Here is a 13,925-nt window from a genome sequence, read left to right on the forward strand (position 1 = left end):
AACATAACTGTTAGCAGCCGCTGATGACAATGTTTTTTCCTTTGCCTTCATCATAACCCTAAACGCTGCTGAATCGAAGCAAGCGATAGGAAAACGACGCGTATCTGGTCTTTATTTACGCAATGCCCGGCAGATCAAATGCGACAACAGCTCAAGCTGGCGCGCCAACTCGATGGTTAACCAGACATAACCATGGATCGGCGTTTCGGAGAAATTTTCGTCCTGCTGCTCTTTGATAAGCAGGCGCAGCTCGGCCACAATTTCGTTCAGCTTTTCATTATTAGCAAGAATGGGCTGCGGGTTGCCCTCATACAAGGCGTGCGCAATAGTTAGCAACGTCTGCTGGGTCATGTGCTGGGTTTCGCGCAGCGTTTGGGCATTAAGCATTACAAAATGTCCGGGACGCGATGCCCAGTAGGCATTAATTTGTAGCTCAAGCATGCACACCAGATTACGGCTGACGGTCTGGATCGCCTCAAAGATGGATTTCTGGATATGCGTCTCTTTGCTAGCCGGGGTGATTAATCCGCGCATTTTCACTACGTCGTTAAGCGCCTTTTGCAGGTGCTTCTCGAGGCGCGGACGCTCAACAAGGTTCGGCGAGAACCCCGCCTGATAAAGCCTGTTGAAGGCGGTAACGTAGCTGGCCATCTGGATGCGCCAGTGCAAAAAAGCCCGCTGCGGCCAGATGCCAGTGAACAGCATCGCCAGCAGGGAACCAAAGATAACATCGCCGCTTCGCCACAGCGCGGTGTTCATATCTCCCGGCGGCGCGCCGACAACCACCGCCAGCGTAATGCCGATCAGCAGAGCCTGATAAGGTTTTTTACCCAACGCCAGCCAGCCGCAGAGGAACATCGCCGCCGCGCACCACAGTAGCATGATGGGCAGAGAGATAAGCTCCAGCTTAAGCGCGACCAGCCCGAGCGCCGAACCGAGGATCGTGCCACCGATACGCTGAAACGCACGCGGCACGACGTTTCCCCAAAAAGAGATTGGCCCCATCACCACCACCAGGGTAATGAGAGGCCAGGTCCCTTCGGGAACGTTGAGTAAGCGCACCAGCACAAAGGTAAGCACGAAGGCCAGGGCTATTCGCACGCCATGAACGATGCGGTAATGGCGATAGAGCCGAATTTCAAATGGCTTAAGTGATTTATCCGCGCGCACAACCAACTCCGACACACCGAAAAGGCCAATTGTAACTACTTTTTCGCCGCAAGCATCACGCGAATGTAAGAAACCTTGTCAACTTAAGGGATAATATTTTACTTAACCAGAGGTTCGACCGCGATATACATATCAATGTCCCAGTAGCCGTCCTGGTTACCATCGTTAAGATAAACTTCAAAACAGGGTTTCATCGCCATCTGATGCTCTTTGCTTTGCATCAGGCTCTCGAAGAACTGATACCACGGCGTCGCAAAGTCAAAGTTTTCAACTCTGGCTCGAGCAATAGCATAATCCCCACCGGCGATTTCGGTCATCATCACCCCTTCGCTATTAGCAGGGATCACGTAGTCTTCCGCCACCGTGACGGCGGTATCGCAGCGCAGCTGTTCCGCCGGCACTTCATCAGGATTGTCGTAGTAAACGGCGACCCATTCCTGCGCCGGAACCTGGCTGTTATCAACCCACATCATCAGCTGTTCAAAACCCTGTTTTACCGTGTGCTCCCAGGGACCGACCAGATGAAACCCGGCAATTTTCTTCTTGCCTACCGATTTAACGCTATAGTCCATGCTGCCTCCACTGTTGATAAAATACTGTATATATATACATAAAATCTAACAGTACTATCTCCCATAGTATGTGCGGCAATTCACAAATCCGCGCGGCAAGAAGATTAAAAAAACGCCACCATCCGTTTATAAACTGAACGGCAGCTCAACGCCGATACTGGCCCCAAGATCGTCGCTGGCGCTGTGGTTTGCATCGGTGTACCACACGGAGGTATTCAGGCGTACCGTTGGCATAACATCGCCGCTCCATCCCAGCTGTACTCCTTTAAGCGTATCAGCGTGCGGGAAGGCTTTATTGATTCGCTGGTTCTTCGGATTGACTTCGGCGTAGACCAGACGCGCGCTCCAGCGCTGATTCTCTTCGGTAACCAGCTCGACCTTACCGGCATACAGACGCCCATCTCCCCCCATCGCATCGCCCAGCGGATAACCCTGCTGGTAGTAACCATCTTTGTAGATAAAGTGGGAATAGATGTAATTGGTACGCCCCATATTCGAGCGGGTATCATGCGCTTCCAGATACCAGTTAAGCGCATTGCTGTTCCACTGATGGTGCCCTTCCACGCCGCCAAGATAGAGGTGCGCCGAGGGTAAATATCCGGCCTCATCCTCGCCGATTACCTGGCCGTAGATGCTCACCGGCCAGCCCAGGGTTGGCGCCAGCTTCAATTTGAAATCAAAACCCGCCAGCTGGTTACCGGGATCGTCGGCCGATTCGCCGGTGTTATCATTGCCGGTCATCGCATCCCAGAAGCTGCTAAACGATGAAGGACGCCCCTCACCTCCCCACTGCATGACGCGCGAGGCCCCCAGCTCCAGCGAGGTTAGCGGCGAAAACGTCAGTCGACCGCCAAAAATTTTTGTATGCGGCACGGCGGTATACTGGTTTATCTGGCTGGCGGAAAGCTGATACTGCCACGGGCCGATCCAGCTCAACCATGAGGTTTCCGGCGCGCTCTGCTCGGCACGCTGCAGCAGAAAACCGGTCAGCGGTCGCGCGGCATCGGAGCGAATCAGACTACCCTCATAACCCGGCCCCCACCATTGCGGAATTTGTCCAAATGCCAGCCATTGGTTCCACAGTTTTACCGCGCCGTATGCGCCGTTGGCGTTCACGCTGGAGCCGTTGCCGATGCGTTTATCCCCTTCAACGTTACCCTGCAGGTGCAGATCCCACCATTCACCGCTGTTGTTCAGCGCAACAGAAAGCGACTGGTCAGCGGGATAAGACTGGGCGAAACCCTGCGGCGTTCCCGGTTTATCGGTTGAACTGTAGCCCGTCATACGCACATCGGCTTTTAACGATCGTAATCGTTGATTCACCCTGCTCAGCACCACTCTCTCTGCTGATGTTGTTGGACGTGCATTGGCCAGCGCACGGTTAATCTCCTCCTCGCTCAGGGGCCAGGTCGACAAGCTTAATGAGAGAGTTCCACGATCGGATAACCAGGCTAAATCATTGCGAAATTCGTTATCGGCCAGGACGAGACCAGAGGCGAAGCAAGAGGTGCTAAAAACGGCAAAAAGTCCCAGAGAAAGCGCACGACGCGCAAAATATTTCATCTTCCCAGCTCCGTTTTGGCGCAGAAACGCCAGGTTATTTCCTGAAGGGTGACCGGGTAAGGTAATGGATTGAAACTAAACGAAGTGCAAACCGAAGTGCCATAACAATCAGATAGCTACGAGATGCCGCTCCGGGTGGAGCGGCGGAAAAGTTACAGTTTTTGATGCAGATAATCACTAAAGCGCGACAGCATGCCGCCCTTGCCAACGCTTTCGAGGGCCACCAGCGGCCAGTGGGCCACGACTTTATCCCCCTCATAAAGAGAGATTTCCCCGACTCGCTGATGGGCGGCAATCGGTGCTTCCAGCACTTTATTGTCCAGCACATATTTTGCTTTGATACGCGAGACTTCCGATTTCGGTAGCGCCAGCCAGAAGTCCTGATCGGTACCCAGCTTAATCTGCTCTTTATCGCCATACCAGATACGCTCAACGCCAACCTGCTTGCCGTCCTGCAGGACCTGCACGGTATCAAAGTTTTGCTGGCCCCAGTGCAGCAGCTTTGCGGCCTGTTGTTCACGCCCTTTCGGACTGTCGGCTCCCATGACCACCGCAATGAGTCGACGCTGACCGTCCACAGCGGAGGCAATCAGGTTAAATCCGGCGCCGGAGGTATGGCCGGTTTTCAGACCATCAACGTTCATAGTTTTATCCCACAGCAGGCCGTTGCGGTTCTGCTGGGTAATGCCGTTCCAGGTGAGGCTCTTCTGGCTGTACATATGGTAAACGTCCGGCTCGCCGTGAATAATCGCCCGCGAGAGCACGGCAAGGTCGTAGGCCGAGCTGTGCTGTCCCGGCGCGTCCAGGCCGTGAACGGTTTCAAAATGAGTATCCTGCAAATGCAATTTTTCTACGTAGCTATTCATCAGCGCGACAAACTGCGGCTGGCCGCCGGCGACGTAATCCGCCAGCGCCACGCAGGCATCGTTGCCGGAGTCAACGATCAGCCCGCGGCTTAAATCGCGGACGCTGACCCGGTCGCCGGGCTTAAGAAACATCAGCGAAGACCCCTTAAACACCGGGTTACCCTGCGCCCAGGCGTCTTTGCCCACGGTAACGATGTCGTCAAAGGTGATGCGGTGGCTGTCGATAGCGCGGTCAACCACGTAGCCGGTCATCAGCTTAGTCAGACTGGCGGGATTACGCTGCTGATGCTCGTTACCGGCGGTGAGGATCTGACCGGTGGTGTAATCCATCAGTACCCAGGAAGCGGCCTGAATAGAAGGAGGCGTCACGTTGACGGGAAAATCATTGGCGGCAAATGCGCCGGAAACGCTCGTAGCGAGCAAAGATACAGCAATAAACAAACGGCCTTTCAACGGCATATCCTCTAAATTGACAGATTCGCCGTCCTTTTTACGGAACTTCTCGTTTAAGATCAGGGTTTAATTGCAAGAAAATATGACACCGCCGGGGATGAGCCAGACCGATACCCTTCTGATGACCCGGCAAATCGTTTACCATGTGGGCTGCTCGCCACCAGGAATAATAAACAGATTATGCAAGATAGCGCCAACCAGCCCGGATTTTTGTTTCACGATTATGAAACCTTTGGCACCAGCCCTTCACTCGACCGACCGTCGCAGTTTGCCGCCATCCGTACCGATGAAGACCTCAATATCGTCGGCGAGCCTGAAGTGTTTTACTGCAGGCTGGCGGATGACTATCTGCCGCAGCCGCAGGCGGTGATGGTCACCGGGATAACGCCGCAGGAGGCGAACGCTAAAGGCGACCACGAAGCCGCCTTTGCCCGCCGCGTTCACGATCTGTTCACGGTGCCGAAAACCTGCATCGTTGGCTACAACAACGTGCGCTTCGATGACGAAGTGACGCGCAATATCTTCTACCGCAATTTTTACGATCCCTACGCCTGGAGCTGGCAGCACGACAATTCCCGTTGGGATCTGCTGGACGTCATGCGCGCCTGCTATGCGCTACGCCCGGAAGGGATCAACTGGCCGGAAAATGACGATGGTTTACCCAGCTTCCGCCTTGAGCATCTGACCGTCGCCAACGGCATTGAACACAGCAATGCCCACGATGCAATGGCCGACGTTTACGCCACTATCGCGATGGCGAAGCTGGTCAAAACCCAGCAGCCGCGTCTTTTTGACTATCTTTACGCCCACCGCAACAAGCGCAAGCTGGCGACGCTGATCGACGTACCGCAAATCAAGCCGCTGGTGCATGTCTCCGGCATGTTCGGCGCGGCGCGCGGCAACACCAGCCTGGTGGCTCCTCTGGCGTGGCATCCGGACAACCGTAACGCGGTGATCATGGCTGACCTGGCCGGAGATATGGCTCCCCTGCTGGAGCTGGATGCCGACACCCTGCGCGAGCGGTTGTATACGCCGAAAAGCGAGCAGGGCGAGCTCGCTGCGGTGCCGATTAAACTGGTCCATCTCAATAAATGTCCGGTGCTGGCGCAGCAAAATACCCTGCGTCCGCAGGATGCTGACCGGCTGGGTATCAATATTCAGCGCTGTCTGGATAACGCTCAACTGCTGCGGGCCAATCCACAGGTGCGTGAGAAAGTGGTGGCGATTTTTGCCGAAGCGGAGCCTTTTGTGCCATCCGATAACGTTGATACGCAGCTTTATAACGGCTTTTTCAGCGATGCCGACCGCGCGGCGATGAAAATCGTACTTGAAACCGATCCGCGCAACCTGCCGGCGCTGGATATCACCTTCGCCGATACGCGCATTGAGCGCCTGCTATTCAACTATCGGGCACGCAATTTCCCCGGTACGCTCGATGAAGCCGAGCAGCAGCGCTGGCTGGAGCATCGTCGTCAGGTGTTTACGCCGGAGTTTTTGCAGGCTTACGCCGACGAGCTGCAGATGCTGTATCAGCAGTATGCAGACGATAAAGAGAAGCTGGCGCAATTGAAGGCGCTGTGGCAGTACGCGCAGGAGATTGTTTGATTGATAGAAAATCCCGGGTTGCGGCTAACGCCTTAGCCGGGCTACAAACGGTGACAGGACCGGTAGCCCGGCTAACGCGCATCGCGTCGCGACCCGGGAACGTTGTTTAGCCTTTAGCGCGGCTGGCGATAATCGCCTCCGCCACGTTGCGCGGGGCTTCCGCGTAGTGGTGAAACTCCATACTGTAGGTCGCCCGGCCCTGAGACATCGAACGCAGCGTGGTGGAATAGCCAAACATTTCGGCCAGCGGCACGTCGGCGCGGATAATCTGGCTGCCGAACCGCTCTTCCATCCCCTGCACCATCCCGCGGCGGGAAGAGAGATCGCCCATGATGTTACCGGCGTACTCTTCCGGCGTTTCCACCTCCACATGCATCACCGGTTCAAGGATCACCGGATCCGCTCTGCGCGCCCCTTCCTTGAAGCCGAATATCGCCGCCATGCGGAAAGCCATCTCCGAGGAGTCAACGTCGTGATACGAACCAAACGTCAGGATCGCCTTAATATCCACCACCGGATACCCCGCCAGCACGCCAGTGCCCATCGCTTCGCGCAGCCCTTTTTCTACTGAAGGGATGTACTCGCGCGGCACCACGCCGCCTTTGGTCGCGTCTTCAAAAACAAAACCGCTTCCCGGCTCCAGCGGCTCAAGGGTCAGCACCACGTGACCGTATTGCCCTTTACCGCCGGACTGGCGAACAAACTTGCCTTCCACCTCTTTGACCGTCTTGCGGATCGTTTCGCGATAAGTCACCTGCGGACGGCCGATATTCGCCTCGACGCCAAACTCACGCTTCATGCGGTCGACGATAATCTCCAGATGCAGCTCGCCCATCCCGGAAATGATCGTCTGCCCGGACTCCTCGTCAGTATGCAGACGAAACGACGGATCTTCCGCCGCCAGACGCTGCAGGGCGATGCCCATTTTCTCCTGATCGGCTTTGGTTTTCGGTTCTATCGCCAGCGAAATCACCGGCTCCGGAAACTCCATCCGTTCAAGAGTAATCACCGCATCCGGATCGCACAGCGTGTCGCCGGTGGTGACATCCTTCAGGCCGACGCAGGCGGCAATATCCCCGGCATGCAGTTCATCCACTTCATGGCGATCGTTGGCCTGCATCAGCACGATGCGTCCGATGCGCTCTTTCTTACCTTTTACCGGGTTCCACACCGCATCGCCTTTTTTTAACGTCCCGGAATAGACGCGGATAAAGGTCAGCTGTCCGACGTAGGGATCGGTCATCAGCTTGAAGGCCAGCGCCGAGAACGGCTCATCGTCGCTCGGGTGACGTTCAGCAGGCTGCTCTTTGTCATCCACACCCTGAATCGCCGGAATATCGAGCGGTGACGGCATCAGCTCGACAACCGCATCGAGCATCCGCTGCACGCCTTTGTTTTTAAACGCACTGCCGCACAGTACCGCCTGGATTTCCCCCTTCACGGTGCGCTGGCGCAGCCCGGCAACGATTTCCGCCTCGCTTAAATCACCGGTTTCGAGGTACTTGTCCATGAGTGCTTCGCTGGCTTCCGCCGCCGCCGAGACCATCTTCTCTCGCCACAGTCTGGCGGTATCCAGAAGCTCGTCAGGCACCGGGCCATAGCTGAAGGTCATCCCCTGGGTAGCGTCATCCCACAAGATGGCGCGCATCTTAATGAGATCCACCACGCCGGTGAAGTGCTCTTCGGCGCCGACAGGAATAACAATTGGGACCGGATTAGCCTTCAGCCGATCGACCATCATCTGCACGACGCGGAAATAATCCGCGCCGGGGCGGTCCATCTTGTTCACAAAGGCCAGCCGCGGAACGTGGTATTTATTCGCCTGACGCCAGACGGTTTCCGACTGCGGCTGTACCCCGCCGACGGAGTCGTACACCATGACCGCGCCGTCCAGTACGCGCATGGATCGTTCCACCTCAATGGTGAAATCCACGTGCCCGGGCGTGTCGATGATGTTAATCCGATGCGGCTCGAAGCTGTGGTCCATGCCGGGCCAGAAGCAGCTCACCGCCGCAGACGTAATGGTTATCCCGCGTTCCTGCTCCTGCGCCATCCAGTCGGTGGTTGCCGCGCCATCGTGTACTTCCCCCAGCTTATGGCTCATCCCGGTGTAAAACAGGATGCGCTCGGTGGTGGTGGTTTTGCCGGCATCGATATGCGCGGAGATACCGATGTTGCGATAACGTTCGAGGGGAATGGGTCGGGGCATGATGCGTCCTTAGTCATTTTGACTGTCAGTAAACGGCCGGAATGAGCCGCTGTTGATATAACGGCATCTATCATAGTACAACTGTACGAGTATATTCGAACTATTTTTACTATCGTTGCTATTGGTGAGGCTGCGACAGCGCGCGTGGCTTTAGAAAAGCAGTTTGGGTATATTACCGGCCAGCCAGCCGATACGGGCGGCTGCCCGTAGATCTGCGCAACCGTCGATACAGGAATATTATGATCGCCAATCACCCCGAACGTGAACAAATTCGCCTTGAAAACGTGCTTTTCGCCCTCGGTAACCCGCTACGGCTAGAGATTATTCGCATCCTTGCCGACGGCAGCGAACAGAGCTGTAACGCCCTGCGTCATGAAGATGTAGCGAAGTCGACCATGACCCACCACTGGCGCGTTCTGCGCGACAGCGGCGTTATCTGGCAGCGGCCGCAGGGCCGGGAGAATTTGATTTCGCTGCGCCGGGAGGATTTGAACGCGCGCTTTCCCGGCCTGCTGGATACGCTGCTTAAGGTGATGCAGCAAGAGAAGTAAATCGTCCACATTTCTGCCGAATCTCCCGGAGGTGATGCTGCGCATCTGTTCGGGCTGCCGGCCGCCAAAACCACAGGAACTCGTGCGTGGGAATCCCGGGTTGCGGCGTACACGCCTTACCCGGGCCGCCAGACCGTGGGCAGCGGTGAACCTGTAGCCCGGCTTAGCGTAGCGCGAGCCGGGAAGACCGACATCCCCCAGATACAAAAAAGCCGGAGGTTTCCCTCCGGCTTTTTTATCACTCAGTGTGATTAGGCAACGTCTTCGTACTGCGGTACCGGGTTGCGGAAGCTTTTGGTCACGCAGGCCAAGTACACCAGACCAATACCGCCCCAGATCAGGCCGAGAACCATTGAGCTCTCTTCCAGGTTAATCCACAGCGCGCCAACGGTCAGCGCGCCGCATACCGGCAGAATCAGGTAGTTGATGTGGTCTTTCAGCGTCTTGTTGCGTTTTTCACGGATCCAGAACTGGGAGATCACCGACAGGTTAACGAAGGTGAACGCCACCAGCGCACCGAAGTTAATCAGCGCCGTTGCCGTGACGAGGTCGAATTTAATCGCCAGCAGAGCAATCGCGCCAACCAGCAGTACGTTCCATGCCGGAGTACGCCATTTCGGATGAACGTAGCCGAAGAAACGGGTCGGGAATACGCCATCGCGGCCCATCACGTACATCAGACGGGAAACGCCCGCATGTGCGGCCATGCCGGATGCCAGTACGGTAACGCTGGAGAAAATCAGCACGCCCCACTGGAAGGTTTTACCCGCCACGTACAGCATGATTTCAGGCTGCGATGCGTCCGGATCTTTAAAGCGCGAGATGTCCGGGAAATACAGCTGCAGGAAGTAGGAAGCGCCGATAAAGATCAGGCCGCCAATCAGGGCAGTCAGGAAAATCGCCTTCGGAATCACGCGCTCTGCGTCTTTGGTCTCTTCAGACAGCGAAGAGATACCATCAAAGCCGAGGAACGAGAAGCACAGGATAGTCGCGCCGGTAATCATCGGCACCACGTGCGCGCCTTCAGACCAGAACGGACGGGTGCTGGTCAGCGTGCCGGCACCTTCGCCGTGCATAACGCCATAGATAATCAGGCCAACAATCACCGCTACAATACCCATCTGCAGGATAACGATCAGGGTGTTGAAGTTCGCCACGGTCTTGATGCTGCGCAGGTTAGAGATGGTCATAAAGGCCACCAGCGCGACAACGAAGATCCACGATGGCATTGAAGGAACCAGCGCTTCAAAGTAAATTTTCGCCAGCAGAATGTTGATCATCGGCATGAACAGGTAGTCCAGCAGCGATGACCAGCCAACCATAAAGCCAACGGCCGGGCTAATAGATTTCTGCGCGTAGGTATAGGCGGAACCCGCCGACGGGAAACGGCGAACCAGTTTACCGTAGCTCAGTGCCGTGAAAAGAATGGCGATCAGCGCGAAGGCGTAGGCCGTCGCAACATGACCATCAGTCAATCCAGAGACGATACCAAACGTATCGAACAGCGTCATCGGCTGCATATAGGCCAGGCCCATCATAACAACCGGAATTAACGTAAGCGTTTTACGTAATTCCACGCGAGAGGTTTTTGGAGTAGCGTTATGCGACATAGTTATCCCCTTTTACGGTGAACGCCAGCGCGTAAGCAAAAAATTGCCCCATTTCTTTGTATTCCTCAGCGACAAACACTGTCGGTTTTTAGTAAATATCTATCCGGTACGAAGCCCGGCCTCTTGGTATTGAATGATGTGTCTTTCAACCAAAAAAATAACCGACACTTTAAAAAAGCGTCGGCCAGTTTCTGATTTTCAGGACGCGTATTTTGCAACAACTACTGGCACGATGACAAGATGTCGCAAGGCTTAATAATCACAGCATTTCTCTAACAGCTTAATATTCATACTATTTTAGTATGATAGACCTGATGGATAGCACTATTTGCTAATATCTCGTTTCGCCACCACTCTACCGCCTGTCCGCAAACCTCTTCTTTCCAGCCAATCCATGCGCGATTTACCGGTTCGGGTACGGTGGTTGTCAGTCTCTTTAACTCACCGCGCGCTAAGAACGGCTGCGCCTGAAATAGCGGTAGATAGCCCCACCCCAGACCGGCGCAAAGCAACATCAGCTGGTTTGGAACATCATCTACTATCAGGCTGTCCTGGTGCTCAGCCAATAACCACGGGCCACCGGTCATAACCACACGATGACGCCGTAAAGTCCGCCAGCCCAGCGGTTCAGTACTTTGCGCAAGCGGATGCTGTGGCGCAACAACAAACACCTTCGCCAGCTCTCCCAGAAGAATAAAACCGTAACCGCTTAAGGCCGGAGGGTCGCTCAGTACGCCGAGCATAAAGTCCGTTCGTCCTTCCACCAGCGCCTGCCAGTTTCCATAAACAGTATCCTGGCGGAATTCGAGTCGGGTGGCCTGATGCCGTTGATAAAACGCCGCAATCAGCGGAGGCAGCAAATAGAACGGAAAAGTGCTATCAACGTTCAGGATCAGTACATTTTCCCAACCCTGATGCAGCTTAACGGCCTGTTTTTCCAGCTCACGGGCGGTATGCAGCACGTCGCGCCCCTTTTCCAGCAGCATTTGCCCGGTACGGGTAAAGCGCGCCCGGTGGCCGCTGCGGTCAAGAAGTTGAATATTGAGATCGCTTTCCAGCTTATGAATGGTATAGCTTAGCGCCGACGGCGTTTTATAGAGCTTTGCCGAGGCGGCGGCAAAACTGCCCTCTTTATCGAGGGCATCAAGAATGACGAGCACATCCAGCAGTGGTTTCATCGCCCCCCCTTTCGGTACGCGATTCACCGCTGGCGGATTACTCCATCGGCATCACCAGCGGGTCGGGGTATTGGTATTCAAACCCCAGTTCGTTGCAAATACGGTTGCCATCAATAATCTTGCCGCTACCGTTCTCCGGATTTTCTGAGAACACGGGCACAGGCAGCCCAAGTTCACGAGCCATTAGCGGGTAAAAGACGCCGCGCGCGGGATGCTCAGGCGCACATATATTATAGATGTGTCCGCCCTTCGGAGCCTGCAATAACAGCTCAATTGCGGCAATCACATCCTGAAGATGCACCAGATTGACGCCATGCTGGCCATCCGGGGCGGATTTTCCGGCAAAGAAGCGTCCCGGATGACGGGACGGCCCCACCAGCCCGGCAAGGCGTAGAATATCTACCGAGGTACCCGGAAGATGATGCAGCCAGTCCTCCAGCTCTTTCAGTACTCGTCCACTGGCGGTTTGCGGGTTGCGCGGCGAGCTCTCTTTCAGCGTACCGCTGGCGTTACCATAAACGGACGTTGAGCTGGTAAATATGATACGCGGCACGTGATGCGCCAGCGCGGTATCGACGATTTCCTGAACCGCCTGCAGGTAAAAATCCTCTCCCGGGCCGGTCCGCCGGGCCGGTAAAGTAATAACCAGCGCGTCGACGTTCATTAATGCATCCAGATCCTCTGCGTCGCAGACCAGCTGCGGCTCCAGACGAAGCGGGTAGGTGTCAAGACCGCACATCCGCGCCGCCTCCACGCCATCTTGCGTGGTCTTACTGCCGGTCACCTGCCATCCACGCGACATCAACGACAGCGCAAGTGGCATACCCAGCCATCCTAAACCCACAATTGCGACCTTTTTCATCCCCTTGCTCCTGACTTTTCGCTGTGCTGGCTTAAGGCTACGCCAGCAGGCGGCAACTGACAATTTCTTCGGTCAATATGAAATGAATTAATGATAGAAAAAAGCCCTTGCTTTATGCGAGTAAAGTGGTTTAGGTTAAAAGACATCAAATGCATAGTCATTCACAGAGAATTTTATGAACAGCGTTCAATTTAAAAACCACCACCATCACCATCATCCTGACTAGTCTTTCAGGCGATGTGTGCTGGAAGACGTTTGGATCTTCCAGTGGTGCATGAACGCAAAGAGAGCCCCCGGAAGATTCACTTCCGGGGGCTTTTTTTTGGACCAGATTCGGACAGATTCATACAGGGTTACAGAGGAAAATAAGAATGTTAGACAACAGCCGTTTACGCATAGCTATTCAGAAATCAGGGCGTTTAAGTGAAGATTCACGCGAATTACTCAGCCGCTGCGGCATCAAAGTGAATTTACACACTCAGCGCCTGATTGCGATGGCGGAGAATATGCCCATTGATATTCTGCGCGTGCGTGATGACGATATTCCGGGCCTTATCATGGATGGCGTGGTCGATTTGGGGATTATCGGCGAAAACGTGCTGGAAGAAGAGCTGCTGAGCCGCCGCGCTCAGGGCGAAGATCCTCGCTACTTCACCCTGCGCCGGCTCGACTTCGGCGGCTGCCGCCTGTCGCTGGCGACTCCGGCGGATGAAATCTGGGACGGCCCGGCGGCGCTGGACGGCAAGCGTATCGCCACTTCCTACCCGCACCTGCTGAAGCGTTACCTTGACCAAAAAGGCATTTCGTTCAAATCCTGCCTGCTGAACGGCTCGGTTGAAGTTGCCCCGCGCGCTGGTCTGGCCGATGCGATTTGCGACCTGGTCTCCACCGGCGCAACCCTTGAAGCGAACGGTCTGCGCGAAGTTGAAGTCATGTTTCGCTCCAAAGCCTGCCTGATTCAGCGCGACGGCGAGATGGCTGAAGCCAAACAGCAGCTCATTGACCGCCTGCTGACCCGTATTCAGGGCGTGATTCAGGCCCGCGAATCGAAATACATCATGATGCACGCGCCGACCGAGCGTCTGGAAGAGGTCATTGCACTGCTGCCGGGCGCCGAGCGTCCGACCATTCTGCCGCTGGCTGGCGACAAGCAGCGCGTGGCGATGCATATGGTAAGTAGCGAAACCCTGTTCTGGGAAACGATGGAAAAACTGAAAGCGCTGGGCGCCAGCTCCATTCTGGTGCTGCCAATTGAAAAGATGATGGAGTAATCCGGCGGTTCGGTT

General features: G+C 55.4%; 13 protein-coding genes and 1 other annotated feature. Of the genes, 4 read left to right on the forward strand and 9 right to left on the reverse strand.

Annotated features, from left to right (window positions below):
* Window positions 1–111 precede the first annotated feature (111 nt).
* The 4 genes from GJ746_RS16410 to dacD form a co-directional block, all read right to left on the reverse strand.
* A complete protein-coding gene (locus tag GJ746_RS16410; protein ID WP_154681146.1) occupies window positions 112–1,170 on the reverse strand; it encodes an FUSC family protein in 1,059 nt (352 codons plus the stop codon).
* A 98-nt stretch (window positions 1,171–1,268) separates the two neighbouring features.
* On the reverse strand, window positions 1,269–1,742 hold the full coding sequence (sbmC, locus tag GJ746_RS16415; protein WP_154681147.1) for a DNA gyrase inhibitor SbmC: 474 nt from the start codon (window positions 1,740–1,742) through the stop codon (window positions 1,269–1,271).
* 126 nt (window positions 1,743–1,868) lie between these two features.
* On the reverse strand, window positions 1,869–3,305 hold the full coding sequence (locus tag GJ746_RS16420; protein ID WP_154681148.1) for a capsule assembly Wzi family protein: 1,437 nt from the start codon (window positions 3,303–3,305) through the stop codon (window positions 1,869–1,871).
* Window positions 3,306–3,457: 152 nt separating this feature from the next.
* Complete coding sequence (dacD, locus tag GJ746_RS16425; protein ID WP_195908744.1) at window positions 3,458–4,624, reverse strand: serine-type D-Ala-D-Ala carboxypeptidase DacD; 1,167 nt, start codon at window positions 4,622–4,624, stop codon at window positions 3,458–3,460.
* 180 nt (window positions 4,625–4,804) lie between these two features.
* Between dacD and sbcB the strand changes: the two genes are divergently transcribed.
* Window positions 4,805–6,229 (forward strand): exodeoxyribonuclease I, encoded by a 1,425-nt coding sequence (sbcB, locus tag GJ746_RS16430; protein ID WP_154681150.1) that lies wholly within the window; start codon window positions 4,805–4,807, stop codon window positions 6,227–6,229.
* Window positions 6,230–6,335: 106 nt separating this feature from the next.
* Here sbcB and fusA read toward each other — a convergent pair whose 3' ends face one another.
* Window positions 6,336–8,438, reverse strand: a complete 2,103-nt coding sequence (fusA, locus tag GJ746_RS16435) for an elongation factor G (protein ID WP_154681151.1) — start codon at window positions 8,436–8,438, stop codon at window positions 6,336–6,338.
* A gap of 239 nt (window positions 8,439–8,677) precedes the next feature.
* Between fusA and GJ746_RS16440 the strand changes: the two genes are divergently transcribed.
* Window positions 8,678–8,989: an ArsR/SmtB family transcription factor gene (locus GJ746_RS16440; protein ID WP_154681152.1), complete on the forward strand. Its 312-nt coding sequence runs from the start codon at window positions 8,678–8,680 to the stop codon at window positions 8,987–8,989.
* Window positions 8,990–9,240: 251 nt separating this feature from the next.
* Here GJ746_RS16440 and GJ746_RS16445 read toward each other — a convergent pair whose 3' ends face one another.
* The 4 genes from GJ746_RS16445 to GJ746_RS16460 form a co-directional block, all read right to left on the reverse strand.
* Window positions 9,241–10,599 carry an APC family permease gene (locus GJ746_RS16445; protein ID WP_195908745.1) on the reverse strand — a complete coding sequence of 453 codons (1,359 nt, stop codon included), beginning with the start codon at window positions 10,597–10,599 and terminating at the stop codon, window positions 9,241–9,243.
* The gene (gene yoeI, locus GJ746_RS25650; protein WP_096335043.1) at window positions 10,589–10,651 is read right to left on the reverse strand and encodes a membrane protein YoeI; all 63 of its coding nucleotides are present in this window, start codon (window positions 10,649–10,651) and stop codon (window positions 10,589–10,591) included. Before yoeI ends, GJ746_RS16445 begins: the two co-directional genes overlap by 11 nt.
* 235 nt (window positions 10,652–10,886) lie before the next feature.
* Window positions 10,887–11,777: a LysR family transcriptional regulator gene (locus GJ746_RS16455; protein WP_154681155.1), complete on the reverse strand. Its 891-nt coding sequence runs from the start codon at window positions 11,775–11,777 to the stop codon at window positions 10,887–10,889.
* A 37-nt stretch (window positions 11,778–11,814) separates the two neighbouring features.
* Entirely contained in the window at window positions 11,815–12,639 is an 825-nt protein-coding gene (locus tag GJ746_RS16460; protein WP_154681156.1) for an SDR family oxidoreductase, read from the reverse strand.
* 175 nt (window positions 12,640–12,814) lie between these two features.
* On the opposite strand from GJ746_RS16460, the gene hisL reads away from it, so the two are divergent.
* Both hisL and hisG read left to right on the forward strand, forming a co-directional pair.
* The gene (gene hisL / locus GJ746_RS16465) at window positions 12,815–12,865 is read left to right on the forward strand and encodes a his operon leader peptide (protein WP_009654477.1); all 51 of its coding nucleotides are present in this window, start codon (window positions 12,815–12,817) and stop codon (window positions 12,863–12,865) included.
* Window positions 12,841–12,963, forward strand: a sequence feature (His leader region). (Overlaps the previous gene by 25 nt.)
* 47 nt (window positions 12,964–13,010) lie before the next feature.
* Window positions 13,011–13,910: an ATP phosphoribosyltransferase gene (hisG, locus tag GJ746_RS16470; protein WP_154681157.1), complete on the forward strand. Its 900-nt coding sequence runs from the start codon at window positions 13,011–13,013 to the stop codon at window positions 13,908–13,910.
* The last annotated feature ends 15 nt before the right edge of the window (window positions 13,911–13,925 follow it).

The organism is Klebsiella oxytoca (assembly GCF_009707385.1).
In the GTDB taxonomy this organism is placed as follows: domain Bacteria; phylum Pseudomonadota; class Gammaproteobacteria; order Enterobacterales; family Enterobacteriaceae; genus Klebsiella; species Klebsiella oxytoca_C.